Origin of the sequence: Kitasatospora sp. NPDC085879, assembly GCF_040686255.1 — a bacterium.
Classification (GTDB): domain Bacteria; phylum Actinomycetota; class Actinomycetes; order Streptomycetales; family Streptomycetaceae; genus Kitasatospora.
The window spans coordinates 38,807-55,370 of record NZ_JBFBJZ010000051.1 but is presented as its reverse complement, the minus strand read 5'-3'; the positions used below and the strand labels follow the sequence as shown (position 1 = coordinate 55,370).

The 16,564-nt window shown below is 72.3% G+C and carries 18 protein-coding genes and 1 pseudogene; 14 read left to right on the top strand and 5 right to left on the bottom strand.

The features are described 5' to 3' along the window. The 5 genes from AB0P35_RS30460 to AB0P35_RS30440 form a co-directional block, all read left to right on the top strand. The coding region (locus tag AB0P35_RS30460) for a DUF4097 family beta strand repeat-containing protein (RefSeq protein ID WP_363517128.1) at window positions 1-279 on the top strand (279 nt) is incomplete at its 5' end. 57 nt (window positions 280-336) lie between these two features. Continuing rightward, entirely contained in the window at window positions 337-1,455 is a 1,119-nt protein-coding gene (locus AB0P35_RS30455) for a serine hydrolase domain-containing protein (protein WP_363517125.1), read from the top strand. Between the two features lie 225 nt (window positions 1,456-1,680). Further along, window positions 1,681-2,424, top strand: coding sequence for a class I SAM-dependent methyltransferase (locus AB0P35_RS30450; RefSeq protein WP_363517122.1), 744 nt, complete (start codon window positions 1,681-1,683; stop codon window positions 2,422-2,424). Between the two features lie 103 nt (window positions 2,425-2,527). Next, on the top strand, window positions 2,528-3,013 hold the full coding sequence (locus tag AB0P35_RS30445; protein WP_095878372.1) for a DUF2975 domain-containing protein: 486 nt from the start codon (window positions 2,528-2,530) through the stop codon (window positions 3,011-3,013). After that, complete coding sequence (locus tag AB0P35_RS30440; RefSeq protein ID WP_095878373.1) at window positions 3,013-3,234, top strand: helix-turn-helix transcriptional regulator; 222 nt, start codon at window positions 3,013-3,015, stop codon at window positions 3,232-3,234. The genes AB0P35_RS30445 and AB0P35_RS30440 overlap by 1 nt, the downstream gene beginning before the upstream one ends. A 379-nt stretch (window positions 3,235-3,613) precedes the next feature. On the opposite strand, the gene AB0P35_RS30435 is transcribed toward AB0P35_RS30440, so the two are convergent. Beyond that, window positions 3,614-3,865 carry a hypothetical protein gene (locus tag AB0P35_RS30435; protein ID WP_363517134.1) on the bottom strand — a complete coding sequence of 84 codons (252 nt, stop codon included), beginning with the start codon at window positions 3,863-3,865 and terminating at the stop codon, window positions 3,614-3,616. Between the two features lie 40 nt (window positions 3,866-3,905). Between AB0P35_RS30435 and AB0P35_RS30430 the strand changes: the two genes are divergently transcribed. Next, window positions 3,906-4,241, top strand: a complete 336-nt coding sequence (locus AB0P35_RS30430; protein ID WP_095878375.1) for a hypothetical protein — start codon at window positions 3,906-3,908, stop codon at window positions 4,239-4,241. A 119-nt stretch (window positions 4,242-4,360) separates the two neighbouring features. Here AB0P35_RS30430 and AB0P35_RS30425 read toward each other — a convergent pair. Beyond that, window positions 4,361-4,462: pseudogene (locus AB0P35_RS30425) on the bottom strand (IS982 family transposase); the annotation flags it as partial. Between the two features lie 304 nt (window positions 4,463-4,766). Here AB0P35_RS30425 and AB0P35_RS30420 point away from each other — a divergent pair. After that, window positions 4,767-5,876 carry a mechanosensitive ion channel family protein gene (locus AB0P35_RS30420; protein WP_363517119.1) on the top strand — a complete coding sequence of 370 codons (1,110 nt, stop codon included), beginning with the start codon at window positions 4,767-4,769 and terminating at the stop codon, window positions 5,874-5,876. 57 nt (window positions 5,877-5,933) lie between these two features. Beyond that, entirely contained in the window at window positions 5,934-6,101 is a 168-nt protein-coding gene (locus AB0P35_RS30415) for a transposase (RefSeq protein ID WP_363517116.1), read from the top strand. A gap of 58 nt (window positions 6,102-6,159) precedes the next feature. Here the strand turns inward: AB0P35_RS30415 and AB0P35_RS30410 are convergent, their stop codons facing one another. Both AB0P35_RS30410 and AB0P35_RS30405 read right to left on the bottom strand, forming a co-directional pair. Further along, on the bottom strand, window positions 6,160-6,903 hold the full coding sequence (locus tag AB0P35_RS30410; RefSeq protein WP_363517113.1) for a hypothetical protein: 744 nt from the start codon (window positions 6,901-6,903) through the stop codon (window positions 6,160-6,162). Then, complete coding sequence (locus tag AB0P35_RS30405) at window positions 6,900-8,210, bottom strand: hypothetical protein (protein ID WP_363517110.1); 1,311 nt, start codon at window positions 8,208-8,210, stop codon at window positions 6,900-6,902. The genes AB0P35_RS30410 and AB0P35_RS30405 overlap by 4 nt, the downstream gene beginning before the upstream one ends. Window positions 8,211-8,620: 410 nt before the next feature. Between AB0P35_RS30405 and AB0P35_RS30400 the strand changes: the two genes are divergently transcribed. After that, entirely contained in the window at window positions 8,621-9,361 is a 741-nt protein-coding gene (locus tag AB0P35_RS30400; protein WP_363517107.1) for a VOC family protein, read from the top strand. 205 nt (window positions 9,362-9,566) lie between these two features. On the opposite strand, the gene AB0P35_RS30395 is transcribed toward AB0P35_RS30400, so the two are convergent. Continuing rightward, window positions 9,567-10,442, bottom strand: coding sequence for a hypothetical protein (locus AB0P35_RS30395; RefSeq protein ID WP_363517104.1), 876 nt, complete (start codon window positions 10,440-10,442; stop codon window positions 9,567-9,569). Between the two features lie 146 nt (window positions 10,443-10,588). On the opposite strand from AB0P35_RS30395, the gene AB0P35_RS30390 reads away from it, so the two are divergent. The 5 genes from AB0P35_RS30390 to AB0P35_RS30370 all read left to right on the top strand — a co-directional run bounded on the left by AB0P35_RS30390 (window position 10,589) and on the right by AB0P35_RS30370 (window position 16,563). Beyond that, window positions 10,589-11,188: a DUF4255 domain-containing protein gene (locus AB0P35_RS30390; RefSeq protein ID WP_363517101.1), complete on the top strand. Its 600-nt coding sequence runs from the start codon at window positions 10,589-10,591 to the stop codon at window positions 11,186-11,188. Further along, window positions 11,185-12,033, top strand: a complete 849-nt coding sequence (locus AB0P35_RS30385) for a hypothetical protein (RefSeq protein ID WP_363517098.1) — start codon at window positions 11,185-11,187, stop codon at window positions 12,031-12,033. Before AB0P35_RS30390 ends, AB0P35_RS30385 begins: the two co-directional genes overlap by 4 nt. 66 nt (window positions 12,034-12,099) lie before the next feature. After that, window positions 12,100-13,992, top strand: coding sequence for a phage tail sheath C-terminal domain-containing protein (locus tag AB0P35_RS30380; RefSeq protein ID WP_363517095.1), 1,893 nt, complete (start codon window positions 12,100-12,102; stop codon window positions 13,990-13,992). Between the two features lie 62 nt (window positions 13,993-14,054). After that, on the top strand, window positions 14,055-14,510 hold the full coding sequence (locus AB0P35_RS30375) for a phage tail protein (RefSeq protein WP_363517092.1): 456 nt from the start codon (window positions 14,055-14,057) through the stop codon (window positions 14,508-14,510). A gap of 88 nt (window positions 14,511-14,598) precedes the next feature. Then, entirely contained in the window at window positions 14,599-16,563 is a 1,965-nt protein-coding gene (locus AB0P35_RS30370; RefSeq protein WP_363517089.1) for a phage tail sheath C-terminal domain-containing protein, read from the top strand. Window position 16,564 lies beyond the last annotated feature (1 nt).

The following is a 16,564-nucleotide window of genomic DNA, read 5'->3' as shown; positions in this document are numbered from 1 at the left end:
GCCGGCGACATCGCCGTCGGCCGCCTCACCGGCCCCGCCGAGATCACCACCACCAAGGGCGACATCCGCATCACCGAGGCCGTCCGCGGCGCGGTGACCCTGCGCACCGAAGCCGGCGGGATCGAGGTCGGCGCCGCCCGCGGCGTCTCCGCCTCGCTGGACGCCGGCACCGCCTACGGCCGGATCCACAACGCGCTGCAGAACGCCGACGGCGCCGCCGCGGCCCTGACCGTCAGCGCGACCACCGCCTATGGCGACATCACCGCCCGCAGCCTCTGACGCCGGTGCCCGTCACGGCCGGCCGAACACATGCCCTCACCAGACAAGGAAACGACCATGACTGACATGCTGCAGACCGTCGCGGACGACGCCGGGCAGGACCGCCCGGAGCTGCAGAAGGCCATCGAGGAGTTCGTCGACTCCGGCTTTGCGGGGGTGCAGATGCGCGTGCGCGACGAGCGGGGAGAGTGGGTCGGCAGCGCAGGTGTGCGCAAGCTCGGCGACGTCGAGAAGCCGCCGACGGACGGACGGTTCTGGGTGGGCAGTTCCACCAAGACGTTCGTCGCGACCCTGGTGCTGCAACTGGTGGCCGACGGCATGATCGGGCTGGACGACCCGGTGGCCGACCACCTGCCCCGCCTCGGGCTGGACGGGCGGATCACCGTACGCATGCTGCTGCAGCACACCAGCGGGCTGCATAGCTACACCGGCGAGCTCGACTCCGATGGGGCCTTCGTGCCGGGCATCCCCGCCGCGGGCAAGGCGTGGGTGGACAACCGCTTCCACACCTACCGGCCGGAGGAGCTCGTCCGGTTCGCCCTCACCAAGCCGGCGCGGTTCGAGCCGGGGTCCGACCAGAGCTACTCCAACACCAACTACACGCTGGCCGTGCTGCTGATCGAGAAGGCCGCCGGCCGCCCCTACGCCGAGGAGATGCAGCGACGGATACTCGGGCCGCTCGGCCTGTCGGGCACCGCGGTGCCGGGCAGCTCGCCGGAGCTCCCCGGGCCGCACGCCCACGGCTACTACCGTTACCAGGACGCCGACCAGTGGAAGATCGCGGACGTCACCCGCCAGAACCTCTCCCTCCTGGTCGGCGCCGGTGACCTGATCTCCACCACCCGGGACCTCGGCACGTTCTTCTCCGCGCTGCTCGGCGGCAAGCTCCTGCCGGCCGACCTCCTGGCCGAGATGCGCACGCCGCACGGACTCCTCGGCTATGGCCTCGGGCTGTTCGTGCAGGACCTGGGCCCCGACGGCGGCATCATCGTCCACCACAACGGCGGCGCCCCCGGCGGCTACGGGGCGCTGATGATCAGCACGCCCGACGGCAGCAGGACCCTCACCGCCGGACTGACCACCGGCGACGCCGCGATCGACCCGGCTCAGGAGTTCCCGAAGGCGCTGGACAGGCTCATCAAGGCGGTCTTCTGCGGCGAGCAGGCCAAGGGCTGACGGCGCCGGGGCACCGTGCACCTGAGCCGAGTGTTCGCCGGAGGCCGACGCTGGTCGACGGCATGGTGTCCTCGCGTCGCCGGGCCGACTCCTCTGTGTCATCTGCCAGTACGGCAGCCGCGCAGGGCGGAGGAGGATGTCCGCAACGACCGCGACCCGGTGGGCCGCTGAGCCCGGCGGGTCGGCGGGACCGCGTACCTGGCGACGTACAAGAGGGGGCGGCACGTGAGCGTGCAGCAGTACGACGAGATCGGCGAGGCGTTCGAGGGGTTCAAGTCCCTTCCGTTGATGCGTTACGGGGAGGTGCCGAGCTTCCTGGGCATGGTCGGGGACGTGAGCGGCAGGTCGGTGCTCGACCTGGCCTGTGGCACCGGCTTCTACAGCAGGGAGTTCAGGAGGCGCGGAGCCTCGGATGTCCTGGGCGTCGACATATCCGGCGAGATGATCGCCGCCGCGCAGGGAATCGAGCAGCGTGACCCGCTGGGCGTGCGCTACGAGGTCGGTGACGTGGCCGAACTACGGCCCTTCGAAGGCCACTTCGACGTCGCGGTGGGAGTGCAGTGCCTCAACTACGCCGAGGACGTCGCGGCGATGCGGCGGATGTGCCGCAACATCCACCGGAGCCTGGTGCCGGGCGGGGAGTTCTTCGTGCTCGCCCAGAAGCCCGACTACCGGTTCGACTGTCCGTCCCTGGAGACGTACGGATTCCGGTGCGAGCCGACCGGCGAGGAAGCCGAGACCGGTCCGCGGGTGCGGGTCACGGCTCTGCTCGACCCGCAGCCGATCAGCATCGTGACCACCGCGCCGCGCCGCGAGGTATACGAGGACTGTCTGAGAGCGACCGGATTCAGCGCGGTCGAGTGGGTTCCACTGGAAGTGTCCGAAGCAGGCGTCCGCGAGTTCGGCAAGGACTTCTGGGCGGACCTCCTCGCGAAGCCGCCGCTGGAGATGCTGCGCTGCCGCGCGTGATCCTGCCAGGGCTGCGAGACCGCCGCCCGTCCTCCGCCCCAGCCCTTGCTCAACCTATCGAAAATCGATAGATTCCCATCGCAACTCGATGGAGGGATGGGTCATGGGAAAGCTGGCAGTGCGTGCGCTACGCGCCGTCCTCATGGTGGTGCTCGTCGGCACCGTGTTCGTGCAGGCGTTGATGGTGTGGGCGTTGGCCACCGATCCGGAGGACGGGTCGCTCCCGCTGACGCCGCTGCGCCTGATCACGATCCTGGGGCTGGTGTCGGCCCAGGTCGCACTGGTCTGTGTGTGGCGGCTGGTGGCGATGGTGCGACGCGGGACCGTGTTCTCGCACGCCGCCTTCCGGTACGTGGACGGCGTGATCGGCGCGATCGTGGCGGCTGCCCTCGTGTGGTTCGCGGTCACGGCCATCAATGCGCCGGGCCAGCGGGACGACCCGGGCGTCACCGTGATCATGGGCGGCATCGGCGTGGCCATCCTGGGGGTCGCGCTCATTGTGCTCGTACTGCGGATGCTGCTCGCCCAGGCCGTCGCGCGCGACGTCGAAGCGGCGCAGATGCAGGCCGAGCTGGACGAGGTGATCTGATGCCGATCACCGTCGACATCGACGTGATGCTGGCCAGGCGGAAGATGTCCGTGGGCGAGCTCGCGGACCGCGTAGGGATCACCCCCGCCAACCTGGCGGTACTCAAGAACGGCCGCGCCAAGGCGGTACGCTTCGCGACACTCGCCGCGCTCTGCGAGGTGCTCAAGTGCCAGCCGGGCGACCTGCTGCGCTGGGAGGCCGAGGACGCCGCGAGCGGATGACGTGCCCCAGGGCGGGCGTGAAAACGCGTGGCACCACCGGCCCGTGACACGGCACGTGGACCGCGTGAACGTGGATCGCCGATCGCCCGCAGCCCTGCGAACGTGACCTCCCCACCGCAGACCCCCGTCCTTCCGGCAGTCGGAAGGGCGGGGGTTCGTCGTTGGGCGGGCAGCCGAGGCCGTAGCCGCTTGACGTTCGATCCGTGACGGACTGTCGGTCTCCCTCGGCACCACCCGGACGGAGTGGGCGGGCCGGTGGGCGGTTCCGATATCGTTCCGGCAGACTACCGCCGCTCAGGCGGCGATTCCGGTACCGAGCGGGGGACTTGATGCAGAATCCGATGCAGGACCCGTCGCCGCAGCAGACTCCGCCGACCGACTACCCGACGGTCGGCCGACCGGTGACGGCGCACCGTTCGCCCGTGAAGACCTGGGGTGTGGTCGCCGCGGTGGTCAGCGCGGCGGCGGGCGTGGCGAGTGCGATCGCGGCGTTCACAGGCGGCGGCTCGGGCACATCGCCCGCGCCGAGGCCGGCGCCGCAGGTGACCGTCACCGTCGCCGGGCAGGGCTCGTCGGCGTCGACGGGCGGCGCCGCGGCGGCCGTCTCCCCGACACCGGCGGCCGCCGGCACGGCGGCTGCGGTCCGTTGGTCGGGAAAGATCCTCTTCGGTATGGAGGGCATCAACCTGTCGGCGATGCCTCCCCGCAAGGGCACCGACACCGTCGGCTGGCCCAGCGCACAGCGCAGCGGCAGCAGCGGGATGAAGATCAAGGGCCAGGTCGCCCCCTGGGACGGATCGGGCGATCCCACTGCGGAAGGCTGCCGGGACCTCCTGCTCACGCGGTCGCGCCAGGAGGTCGACGTTGCCGAGGGCGACCGGGTCTGTGTGGTCGACGACCGCTCGCCGATCGGCCTGGTGACCATCACGGCGACCCACTACGACCAGGGCTCCTACGGCGAGCTGGACGCGAACCTGACGGTCTGGAACCTGCGCCTCGACCACTGACCCCCGGCAGCCCCCGCCCCGGCGCCCTTGTCCTGGCTGGGCCGCCCTCCCCCTTCCGGCAGTGGGCTCGCCGGGCCGCGGCGGCTGGATGATGATTCCAAGGGGTCAGTGGTCGTAGGGGTCAGGGCGCGCATGACGGGCTGCTCGGTGTGGCCGTTGTGCCAGATCGCGGCGGTGAGAGCGAGGATGCGCTGCAGGACGCGGACGGCCACGCCGCCGGGGGCGGAGGGGCCCTCCCGCCGAAGGCTGGGGCGCGTCGACCGCCCGGAACAGGCAATCCCGCTGTCGCATGGACGGGGTAGTCCCGCTGTCCTCCCGCCGGCCGGTCGAGCGGTCGGAAAGCCGGGGTCCGGTTGTGGCGGCAGCCGGGCCATGGGGCAGGATGGCAGTCCGTTCGGAATGCGTACATCCGCTCCGACGCGGCTGCGCACAACACGACCTGACAGGCGACAAGGTGACGACACAGTACATACGGCGGCCGGCGGCGGCCCGTTCCCTCGCCCTCCACGCTGCGGGGGCGGGACGGTGACCCGGGACCTGGTCCTGCACGACTGGGTGGTGGCCGGCATCGCGCTGGCCTCCGGCTGTGTGGCCGCTCTGGTGCTGCGGGCTCTGATGAGGTGGCTGGGCAAGCACGCGGGCAGGACCAAGTGGAGCGGGGACGACATCATCGTCGATGCGCTGCGCACCATCGTCCCCTGGGCGGCCGTGATCGCCGGGGCCGCGGTGGCCGCTTCGGCCCTGCCGCTCACCGCGCGGATCGGGGGGCTGGTCGACCAGTCGCTGACGGCCGTGCTCATCGTCATCGCGACGCTCAGCGCAGCCCGGGTGGTGGCCGGGCTGGTGCAGTCGGTGGCCGCGTCCCGGACGGGCGTCGCGGCGTCCGCGACCATCTTCGTCAACATCACCCGCATCGTGGTGCTGTCGATGGGCGTCCTCGTGGCCCTGGAGACCCTCGGGGTGTCCATCGCCCCGCTGGTCACCGCCCTCGGGGTGGGCGGTCTCGCGGTCGCGCTGGCCTTGCAGGACACCCTCGCCAACCTCTTCGCGGGTGTGCACATCCTCGCCTCGAAGACGGTCCAGCCGGGTGACTACATCCGGCTCACCAGCGGGGAGGAGGGGTACGTCGTCGACATCAACTGGCGCAACAGCGTGGTGCGCAACCTGTCGAACAACCTGGTGATCATCCCCAACGGCCGCCTGGCGCGGACGAACATGACGAACTACTCCCAGCCCGAGCAGAAGCTGTCGATCCTGGTCCAGGTCGGGGTCGGTTACGACAGCGACCTGGAGCACGTGGAGAGGGTCACCCTCGACGTCGTCGACAGCGTGATGGCCGACATCAGCGGTGGCGTGCCCGACCACGAGGGCGCCGTCCGTTTCCACACCTTCGCGGACTCCAGGATCAACTTCACGGTGATCCTGGGCGTCGGCGAGTTCAGCGACCAGTACCGGATCAAGCACGAGTTCATCAAGCGCCTGCACCAGCGGTACCGGACGGAGGGCATCTCGATCCCCGCGCCCACACGCACGGTTTCGCTGCAGCAGGACGGGGCGGGCGCACCGTCGTCCCTCCCGTCGGTTCCGCACCAGTGGGAAGCGTCGTCCGAGGTGCTGGCGGACCGGCGGCGGTAGCCGGCGCGGGGGCTAGGTAGGCCGTTTCTTTCCGATCATCGGATTGTTGGTCCGACCGTGCCGTTATCTGACGCGCAGTGGGCGCGGACAGAGCCGTTGTTGCCGGACCGGATGCCGAAGCGGGGCGGGCGTTGGCGGGATCATCGCCAGGTTATCGACGCGATCGCCTGGACGTTCCGCACCGGCTCGCAGCTTGGTCGGCGACTTCACCTGTCCAGGCCGTGACGCGCGACAGCACAACCCAATCAACGACCGCACCGCACCGAACTCACCGGTATTGGCCCTAGCCCATCGGCGCCTGCCGCTGCACGGTCGGCGCCTCCGAGGGCGCGGCGGGCCCGCCCCTGGCCGTTGTGGGTGTCCTGGCGGCGACCGTCGGCGCCTCCGTACCGCCCACCGGCACCTCCCCGGCCGCGGCAGGCGCGTGTCGCTCGTCGGGGGGAAGCAGTGCGACGCCGTGCCGTAGTTCCACCGCACCCGGCAGGTCGAACCTGCGCTGCCGCTGGGTGACGACGTGCCGCTCGACCGTGAGGGTGCCGGCCACGGTGCAGTGCCCGGACCGCACCGCCTCCAGCCGCCCCTCCCGCACCACCGCGACCAGCCCGGCCAGCGCGAACTTCACCGACAGCTCCATCGTGACCCTGCCGAGCTGGGCGCCGTCCAGCAGCAGGGCCACGCTCGGGCTGTTGGTGGACGAGATGCGGTGGGTGGCCATCGCCACCAGTTCCTCGCTGCCCGGGGTGTCGCGGGTCCGGCGGGCGGCGGCCCGCAGTTCGGCGTGGCGGCACCAGCCGCCGACCGCGACGTCGAGGAGTTCGAGTCCGAGGAATCGGTCCAGCATTCCGGCGACCTCGCCCTCGACGGCGCGCCCGGCGGAGGCGGTGAGTCCGCGGACACCACCGACCAGGCTGCCGACCGTGTCGTGCTCGTGCAGCGATCCGGCGATCGCGTCGACCGGATTCTCCCGTCCGGGGTCGAACAGGAAGTCCCGTACGGTGACCGGCTCCGCCGCCGCGGTCGTGGTCATGGGTCCGCCTCCTCGATGGTGGGGGTGCCGGGGGCCGGGCGCGGTTCCAGCCGTACGGTGCGACTGGGTCCGGCCTGGTCGGTGTGCTCGGTCAGGACCACACCTGTGGTGCCGGCAGGGTGGGGTTCGAGCCGGATGTGCCGGTCCGCCCAGCGCGGCCCGCGGCGGCGGCTCAGCAGGTATGCGGCGCCGGCGGCCAGCAGCACCCCAGCGCCCAGGGCGGGGCCGACCACCCCGGCCGGGTCCGTCGACCCGCCACCGCCACCCCCACCACCGCCACCACCGCCGCCGCCACCGCCCCCGTTATCGGACGGCTCCACCGTGAACGCGGCGTCGTCGGTCATCGCCGGGAAGTCCGGACAGGTGGCGGTGAGGATCAGGCTGCCCGCCGGTGCGTCGGCCGGCACGGACACTTCCACGGCGAACTCGCCCGCCTGGTCGACCGGGGTGCGGACCGACAGGCTCGCGTCCTCCCAGGAGAGCTCGACGTCGCTGGCCTGGCAGGAGAACCCCGTGCCGCTGGCCTCCACCGGCTCTCCCGCCGTCCCACTCCCGGGGTCGACGGTGAGGATCGGCTCGTCCGTCGACCCACCGCCACCGCCACCGCCCCCGCCGCCGTGGTCGACCGTGAACGTCTCCTGGTCTCCGACCTCCGCGCGCTGGGCGCAGTACGCCTCGACGGTGTGGTCACCGGGCGACGCGTCCGAAGGCACGGTGACCGGCAGCTCGAAGTCGCCCGTGCTCCCCGTGACGGACGTGGCGAGCTCGTTGCCGTCGTCCCAGGCCAGCACCACCTCGTCGCCCGGGCAGACGAATCCGGTGCCGGAGGCGGTGAACGGGTCGTCGGCCTGGCCGCGCTGCGGGTCCAGCGTCAGGTCGGCGTTCGCGACCGGCGTCTCCTCCACGACGAACGGGGCAGTGCCCCTCACCCACTCGGCCGGCTCCGAGGTCTCCTTCAGCACCGGCTTGACCAGGCATTCCAGGGTGATGGAGTGCCGGCCGGGGGCGGCGCCCTCAGGGACGATCACGGTTCCGGTGACCGTCTCGGCAGTGGTGACGGCGGCGGTCGCACCCGGGAGGGGCGCGCCGTCCCAGAGCAGCCCGGCGGACGCGCCGGCAGCGCACCCGGTGAAGCCGGTGCCGGTCGCAGTGACCTCGGTGTCGACAGGTCCGCTCGTTCGGGACAGCGACACCGACTGGGCCCATGCCCCCGGCGCCAGCACGGCAAAGGCCGCCCAGACCACGATGCCGAGCAGCAACGCGGTCAGAGCACGGCCCACTGGCCGGCCGGTCCGTAACAGCAGCATCGCGACCACCCGCCGGGCAGTCCCTGGCCTACCGGGCGGAGAACCCGGGGCGGGAGTCGACGTCAGCGGACGACCTGGCCGGGCCGTACGGGGCCCTGCCGGCCGAGCGGCGCAGGTGTCGGGTCATCACCGACCGCCCTTCCTTGCTTCCTACTCCCCATCATCACCTACCGGACGTACACGTACCACCTCTTTGTGGAAAGAACCGGCGCACCCCGGAGAGTGGCCTTCCCGCTCAGGATTGACGCGTCGTCGGTCGACGGCACCGTTCAAGCGGCTTCCTTGGCGGCGCTTTGTGGACACAGCGTGACCCTGTCGGCGCCGGGGTGACGCTGTGTTTATGCCCCGGCGGCACATCCCGGGGTAGAACGACCGGGGCAGACGACCCCTGCATGCATAGGATCGCCGGCATGGCACTGCGACCTGTGATGGTGAACATCAAGGCTCTTGATCACTCGGCGGTCGGCCGGTTCTGGGCGGAGGCGCTCGGCTGGAGTGCGTACAGCCCCGGCGTGACCACCTACGTCGGCCCCGGCGGCGGCCTCGTCTGGCCGGACCCGGTCGCCGTCGGCATCGACGTCGTTCCCGTCCCGGAACCCAAGACGACGACGAAGAACCGTGTGCACCTCGATCTCGCCACCACCTCTGCGGCCCATCAGGCCGAATTGGTCGCGCGCCTCCGGGCTCTCGGTGCGACGCCGGTCGACGTGGGCCAGGGCGAAGTGCCGTGGACGGTCCTCGCCGACCCCGAGGGCAACGAGTTCTGCGTACTGGAGCCTCGGGAGATCTACCGGGACACCGGGCCGATCGCCGCGGTGGTGGTCGACTGCGCGGATCCGCGGGCCATGGCCCGGTTCTGGGGTGAGGCGGTGGACTGGACCGTGCACGAGGTGGCCGACGATCACGCGAGTCTGCGCGCAGCCAAGGGCGGCGGCCCGTATCTCGAGTTCCTCCGCACGCCCGACGTGAAGACCGTGCCGGACCGCGTCCACCTCGACCTGCTCCCGTACCCCGGTGACGACAGAGGAGTGGAGGTGGCCCGGCTGCGGGCCCTCGGCGCCACCGACCTCGACGTCGGCCAGGGCGACGTACCGTGGACGTGCCTGGCCGACCCGGAGGGCCACGAGTTCTGCGTCCTCGCCCCGTCCTGACGCGGAGCCTTGACGACAGCGGGAGCCTCAACGACATCGGAGCCTTGACGACACCCGACACGTGCGGAGCCGCCGCGGTCGCCGGCCTGCGGCCAGGAGCCGGCAGACGATCAGGACGAGGATCTGCCCGATGGCCGGCCCGACGGCGCCGGGACAGCTTCCGGAGTCGCGTGAGGCCCCGGACATCGCCCCCGATGACGCCTCCTCAACAGTGTTTGGGGGAGTACGGCCCGGAGGGGCCTTGGTGCGGGCCGCAGTCGTCCGAGCATTTGGCGACCTCCGCCATCACCTCGTCCACCGTGTGCTCCCGGAGCTGCTTGCACTGCTCCTCCCGCCCCTGGTCCTTGCACACCCGGACGGCCCGCCAGCCCTCCAGGGTGGCCACCGCCTCCCACCCCCTGAGGATGTACACCAGCGTCCGGCACAGGCAGTCGACGTACTCCTGGACACCCGTGAACCCGTGCCACACGCCCTTCACCTGCCGGTCGAGGACCAGCAGCCGCACGTACAGCTCCAGCGGGCTCCGATTCGGGTCGGCCGTGTCCGCCGCGAGCTGTGCGGCGTCCGCCTTGAGCCTGGCGGCCCGCTGCGGCAGGTCCGTCTGTTCCTTCTGCAGCTCCTGGAAGTAGGCCGAGGCCAGGGCGACCTCGCCCCGGTAGTGCGCGATCAGGCCGTCGAGCTTGGCGGCCGGGTCGTCCTCGTGACCCTCGGTGGTGAAGTCGCAGGGGAACTCGCGGCAGCCGGGCTCCCCGACGCACTCCTCGATCCGGGCATAGACCTTCTGCTCGGAGCGTTCGGCGCAGTCGCGCTGCTCCTCCTCGAGCCGGCAGCGCAGCTGCTCGCGGATCGCCTTCAGCTGGTCCTCCGCGGCCTTGGCGTCGCGCGCGGCCGTGTCGCGGGCGCGGCCGTAGTCCCGCTTCGCGGTGCCGAAGGCGGTCCTGAAGGCCTCCAGGGTGGTGAGGCTCTCGTGGGTGACCTCGGCCCGCCGCTGGATGCCCTGCGCCTTGCAGTGGAGCGCGTCGATGGCGTCGGTGTCACAGCAGCCGGGGTGTCCGGGAGGGTGTGGGGTTCCGTAGCTCATGGGCCTTCTCCGGTTGTGATGGGGAGCTCCCGGGTGCAGGAGCGGAGGCCCGTCGAGTGTGCGCCGACCACTGTCACCGCACCGTCGCCCGGCCATCGCCGGACAGCGGCAACGCTGCGGTGACGTCCGAGGGCCAGCATCGGACCATGGCTGGATACCGGGCACTCGCCGCCGTCGGACGCAGCGTGGTCGCGCTGCTCAACCGGCGTTTCGAGGAGGAGATCCCCGACGGCGCCGGCCGGCGGCCGCTGGCGGTGCTCGCCGGGCCGCTGGACTTCGAGAAGGTGGACACCGCGGGCGCGGTGATCCGCTATCCGGCCGTCTCCGTGTACTGCTACCGGCTCAGCATCGACCGGGAGACGCGGGCCGGCTGGGGCGCCGTCTCCGCGCAGGACGGCCTGCCGCGGCTGCCGCTGCGGATGCACATGATGCTCGCCGCCTGGGACCAGTTCGTCGAGGCCGAACTGGAGTGGCTCGGTCTGGCCTCGCGGACGCTGGAGAGCGAGAGCGTCCTCACCGGCCCGCTGCTCGACCCGAGCGGTGACTGGGATCCGGGGGACATGATCCAGGTCGTCTCGGACGAACTGGCGATGGACTCGCTGAGCGAGGCCTTCCAGGCGATGACCACCGACTACCGGCTCTGCCTGCCCTACCTGGCCAGGGTCGTGCGGATCGACGGCGCGCGCCAGGCCACCGCAGAGGAGGTCACCACGGTGGCCTCCCGACTCTCCGGGATCCCGCGGTGACGGCCGGTACCGGAGCGGGCGACACGATCACCGTGGACGCCGGCCGGGTCGACGTCCTCCACCGGCTCGCGCTGGCCGTCCGCCCGCTCGACGCGCGGACCGCCGCCCCGGCCACCGGCATCCGGGTCGGGCGCGAGGCCCCGCCGCCCGGTGGTGCGGTGCGGCCCCTGGAGAGCCACGGCGCCGCCGGATCCGTGCTGCGCCACGGCACCGGCGGCGTCCGCAACCGCACCGTCGTGCTGCGGCTCGACGACCCGGCCCGCCGTCTCGTCCCGCGCCGCTTCCGCCTTCCGCTCTGGACGGCCGCCGAACTCACCGGCGCCGACGGCCGCCCACCCGCCGCCGGCTACGTGCCGGCGGCCTCCCGACTGCTGCGCCCCTGGCTGCTCCCCGGTGTGGCGTATCCGGTGACCGGCGGCCTGACCGGCCTCCGACTCCGCGTCACCTACCTGGGCCTGCCGGTGCGCTGGCCGCGCGTGGAGGCCTTCGGCCCCGGCGGCGTCCGGGTCGGCTGGGCGCACGGCGACGAGTACGGCCAGGTTCTGCTGCTGGTGGACGGCACCGGCACGCTGCCGCACCCCGCGCCCTCCGCCTTCGACGTCGCCCTGCGCACCGCCGTCCCCGACCGCGCGCACCTCCCGCCCGTCGACCCGCTCGACCCGCTGGCCGACCTCGTGGTCGAGGACATCCCCCGCAGCCAGGCGCCGCCCACCCGCGAGGACCTCGACAACCCGGTGCTGCGGGGCATCGCCGCGCCCCCCGGCTACCGGACGGCCACCCGGGACGTCGTCCGGAGTCTGACCGTCGGCCGGGTGCTCCCGGAAACCGACCTGCCGCACAGCTGACCAACGACATCCGATCCGCGACATCCGATCCGCGACATCCGAGCCGCGACCGAGGAGGCCCGCGCAATGCCCGAGTACCTGACCCCAGGCGTCTACGTCGAGGAGACCAGCTTTCGCTCACGGTCGATCGAAGGGGTGCCCACCAGTACCTTCGGCATGGCCGGGCGGACGGCCTACGGCCCGGTGCCGTACATCGCCGGCGGGCAGATCCTGGTGCCCGGCCCGACGCTGGTCACCAGCTTCACCGAGTTCGAGCGCGCGTTCGGCGGGCTGACACTGGGGGACGACAGCCCCTGCTACCTGGCGCTCGCCGCCCGTGCCTTCTTCGCCAACGGCGGCCGCCGGCTGTACGTCTCCCGGGTGTTCTCCTTCGTCATGACCGCGGGCACCGACCCGGTGATCGACGCGCCGAAGAACTTCGCCTCACTGCCGTCGCCCGCGACCGGTCAGGCGCTGCTGCGGTGGTGGGCCCGCTGGCCCGGGCAGGCCGGGGCGCGGATCAACGTCGCGGTGGCATTCCGGCGCAGCAAGAACGTGCTGATCTCCTCCACCGTGAACGGCGCGACCACCGTCCGGCTCACCGGGGTCCAGCCGGGTGCGGCCGTCGAGATGGCCGACCTGGTCGACGGCGCACCGCCGAGGATCGACGACCGGACGAAGCCGGATCCCGGCGCCATCCGGATCGTCGCGCGCCGTGAGGACGGCAGCCTCGGTCTCCTGAACGATCAGGGCGGCGTCGACGCGCCCCCGGCCGGCGGGAAGGCGGCCTTCCACATCACCCTGGCCGTCACCGTCCGCTCCGGCGCGGACCGGCTGGACGTCTACAACGAGCTCGAACTGGACGACCGCCACCCGCGCTCGGTGGCCAACGTGCTGAGCGCCCGTGATCCCGCCGACGAGTTCTCCCTCGTCCGGCTGGAGTATCCGGTGCCCGCCGCCCCGGGGGCCCCGCCGCCCACCCCGGGAGCCCGGCTGGCCGAGCTGCTGAAGCTCGACGCCGACCACCCCGGTCACCTGAGCGGCGGCGGCGACGGGCTGGATCCGGAGGAGGCGGACCTCCTCGGCAGGCGCGCCGACCCCGACGACCTCAACCGGCCCGCCACCGGCCTGACCGCGCTCGGCGAGATCGACGACATCGCCGTCGTCGCCATGCCCGACACCGTGGTCCTGGGCGAGCAGCAGCAGAAGGAGGCGGTGGACGGACTGATCGCCCACTGCGAGCAGCTGCGCTACCGGATGGCGATCGTCGACCCGCCGGAGAACAGCTCGATGTCCGACGTGCGCCGGTTCCGTTCGCAGTTCGACAGTACCTACGCGGCCCTCTACTACCCGTGGCTGAGGATCACCGACCCCACCCGGCGGCCCGACCCGGGCGCGCCGACGCCGACGCTGGACCTGCCGCCCTCGGGTTTCGTCGCCGGGATCTACGCCCGCAGCGACACCGACCGCGGCGTGTTCAAGGCCCCGGCCAACGAAGTCGTGCACGGCATGAGCGAGTTCGTCACCAACGTCACCTACGACCGCCAGGCCGTCCTCAACCCCGAGGGGATCAACGCGCTGCGCTTCTTCGAGGGCCGGTCCAACCGGGTCTGGGGCGCCCGGACGATGAGCTCGGACCCGGAGTGGAAGTACGTCAACGTCCGCCGGCTCTTCATCTACCTGGAGCACTCCATCGACAAGTCCACGCAGTGGGCGGTGTTCGAGCCGAACAACGAGCGGCTCTGGGCGTCCGTCCGGCAGTCCGTCGAGGACTTCCTGCTCGTCACCTGGAAGAGCGGCGCGCTGATGGGCACCAAGCCGGAGGAGGCGTTCTTCGTCCGCTGCGACCGCACCACGATGACGCAGAACGACATCGACAACGGTCGCATGATTTGCCTGATCGGGGTGGCCCCCACTTACCCGGCCGAGTTCGTGATCTTCCGGATCGGCCAGTTCACCGCTGACGCGCCGGCCGTCTGACCGGCGTCGTCCCGTCACAACTCCCGTCCTCACAACTCCCGTCCTCGAGCAGGAGGCAGCACATGGCCATGCGCAACAACCCGTACGGCGCCTTCAACTTCCTCGTCAAACTCGGCGACGCAGGGGGCGAGGACCAGATCGCCGGCGGCTTCTCCGACTTCACCGGCGCGGGCAACGAGGTGAAGTTCTCCGAGTACCGCAACGGCAACGACAAGGAGAACCACGTCCGCAAGATCGCCAACACCAACGTCACCGACGACGTCACCCTCAAGCGCGGGATCATCGGCGACCTCCGGCTGTTCAACTGGATCAAGGACACCCGGGAGGGCAACTTCGACCCCCGCACGGTCGTCGTGACGCTCTACGACGAGGCCCGCACCCCGGTCTGCGCCTGGACGCTGCACGCCGCCCAGCCCAAGAAGTGGATCGGGCCCACCCTGGCCGGCAAGGGCGGCGGCGAGGTCGCGATGGAGGAGCTGCACCTCGTCGCCGAGCGGATCGACTTCGCATCGCTATGAGCGTTCCGATCAGCGTCCCGGCAGGTGTTCCGACGAGCGTCCCGACGAGTGTTCAGATGAGCGTCCCGGCTGTTCGCGGGGCGTCCCGATGAGCGCCCCCGGCCTGCGGCTCGGCACGCCGGGCGTCTACCGGGACACCCGCCGCCCGGCGCCCGCCTTCCGGCCGGTCCGCCTGGACGTGGCCGGCTTCGTCGGGGTGGCACCGCGCGGCCCGATGGACCGGCCGGTCGCCGTCGACCGCTGGGCCGACTACCGCCGGCGCTTCGGCGGCTTCGAGGGCCCGGGCCTACTGCCGTACGCCGTCCGGGCGTTCTTCGCCCAGGGCGGCAGCCGCGCATACGTCCTGCGGGTCTCACCACTGCCCCGCGCCCCCGACCCGGCCGCCGTCGCCGCCACCGCCCGGTACACCGTCCGGCTGGCCGGCCCGGACGCCGCCGCCCCGACCGAGATCGGCCTCCACGCCGCCGACGAGGGCAGCTGGGGCGGACGCCTCGCCCTGCGCTGGGAGTTCGACGCCGCCGGGCACTTCACCGGTCGGGCGGACGGCGACCGCCTCCCCCTGCCCGACGCGGTGGCCGTGCCGGCCGGCTCCCTGCTGCGGGTCCGCGGCCCGGGGCTGCCGCCGGCCGGCGAATTCCTCCTCGTCCGGTCGGTCGAGGAGCAGGCGCCACGCGGCCGCACCGCCGTCCTGGACCGGCCGCCGGGCTCCACGCCGCCCGGCGCCGAGCTCGAGGTGGGCGTCGTCACCACCACCGTCACCGTCACCGACGCAGACCCGTACCTCGCCCGCCAGGAGCGCTTCACCGGCCTCGGTCTCTGCGCGGCGCACCCGCGCTTCGTCCGGGACGTCCTCGCCGACGAGTCCCTGCTGGTCACCCCCGACGGCGGCTGGCCCGACCTGCTGCTGCCCCCGGACGCCTCCCTCCCGGCCGTCGACGCCACCCGGGACCGCCCCGGCGCCGACCGCTGGGCGGCCGTCACGGCGGACAGCTTCTTCACGGACACCCCGCCCGAGCTGTTCCCGGTCGGCGGAGACCAGACCGCCGACGACGGCACCGCCGCGTTCATCGGCCTGGACCGGCTCGCCCTGGAACCCGAGGCCGCCCTGCTCTCCGTGCCCGACCTCTTCTGGGACTACCCGGTGCCGACCGGCACCACCGACCTCCCGGAGCAGCCACGCCCGAGTGACGGCGGGCCCTGCCCGCCCCCGCCCGTCCCCGTGGTCTACCCGGCACCGCCGGAACGGGCGGTGCTGCTCGACGGACGCGACCCGGGCGCCCTCGCGGAGATCCTGCGTCGCCAGCGCCGGCTCGTGGACCTGGCGGAGCGCCAGCGCCGCTTCGTCGCCCTGCTGGACGTCCCACCCGGGCTGCCGCTGCGCCTGACGGCGCGCTGGCGGGCCGGCTTCGACAGCTCCTACGCGGCCGCCCACCACCCGTGGCTCGGCGTGGTCGACCCGGAGGATCCGCAGCTGAAGGCCGTCCTGGTGCCGCCGTCCGCGTTCGCCGCCGGGATCACCGCCGACCGCGAGCACCGGCTCGGCCTCCCGTGGGGGCCGGCCAACGCCATCGCCGTCGGGGCGGTGACCGCCGCCGACCTGCCCGGACCGGCCGAACGCGACGAACTCCACCTGCTCGGCATCGACGTCTTCGCCGCCGAGCGGGACGGCTTCCGGCTGGCCTCCGCCCGGACCCTCTCGCGCGATCCGGACTACCGCCAGCTGAGCGTCCGACGGCTGATGACGATGCTCCGACTGGTCGTCGAACGCCAGGCCCAGAGCCTCGCCTTCGAACCGAACTCGCCGCAGCTGCGCAGTGAACTGCGGGGCGCGGTGACGCAGCTGCTGCGCGACCTGTTCCGGGCCGGGGCGTTCAGCGGCGCCACCGAGGCACAGGCGTTCTTCGTCCGCTGCGACGACGAGCTCAACCCCGGCTGGTCGCAGGGGCTCGGCCGGCTGGTGGCCGAGATCGGGGTGGCGCCCGCCCAGCCGCTGGAGTACCTCGTCCTGCGGATCGCCCAGGACGCGGACGGCGACGTCAGAGTGACGGAGTGAG

Coding starts and splice junctions, on each gene's coding strand:
- AB0P35_RS30430 (WP_095878375.1), top strand. CDS start 3,906: ATGGAGGGCATCAACCTGTCGGCGATGCCTCCCCGCAAGGGCACCGAC.
- AB0P35_RS30445 (WP_095878372.1), top strand. CDS start 2,528: ATGGGAAAGCTGGCAGTGCGTGCGCTACGCGCCGTCCTCATGGTGGTG.
- AB0P35_RS30405 (WP_363517110.1), bottom strand. CDS start 8,210: ATGCTGCTGTTACGGACCGGCCGGCCAGTGGGCCGTGCTCTGACCGCG.
- AB0P35_RS30395 (WP_363517104.1), bottom strand. CDS start 10,442: ATGAGCTACGGAACCCCACACCCTCCCGGACACCCCGGCTGCTGTGAC.
- AB0P35_RS30390 (WP_363517101.1), top strand. CDS start 10,589: ATGGCTGGATACCGGGCACTCGCCGCCGTCGGACGCAGCGTGGTCGCG.
- AB0P35_RS30455 (WP_363517125.1), top strand. CDS start 337: ATGACTGACATGCTGCAGACCGTCGCGGACGACGCCGGGCAGGACCGC.
- AB0P35_RS30400 (WP_363517107.1), top strand. CDS start 8,621: ATGGCACTGCGACCTGTGATGGTGAACATCAAGGCTCTTGATCACTCG.
- AB0P35_RS30380 (WP_363517095.1), top strand. CDS start 12,100: ATGCCCGAGTACCTGACCCCAGGCGTCTACGTCGAGGAGACCAGCTTT.
- AB0P35_RS30440 (WP_095878373.1), top strand. CDS start 3,013: ATGCCGATCACCGTCGACATCGACGTGATGCTGGCCAGGCGGAAGATG.
- AB0P35_RS30375 (WP_363517092.1), top strand. CDS start 14,055: ATGGCCATGCGCAACAACCCGTACGGCGCCTTCAACTTCCTCGTCAAA.
- AB0P35_RS30370 (WP_363517089.1), top strand. CDS start 14,599: ATGAGCGCCCCCGGCCTGCGGCTCGGCACGCCGGGCGTCTACCGGGAC.
- AB0P35_RS30410 (WP_363517113.1), bottom strand. CDS start 6,903: ATGACCACGACCGCGGCGGCGGAGCCGGTCACCGTACGGGACTTCCTG.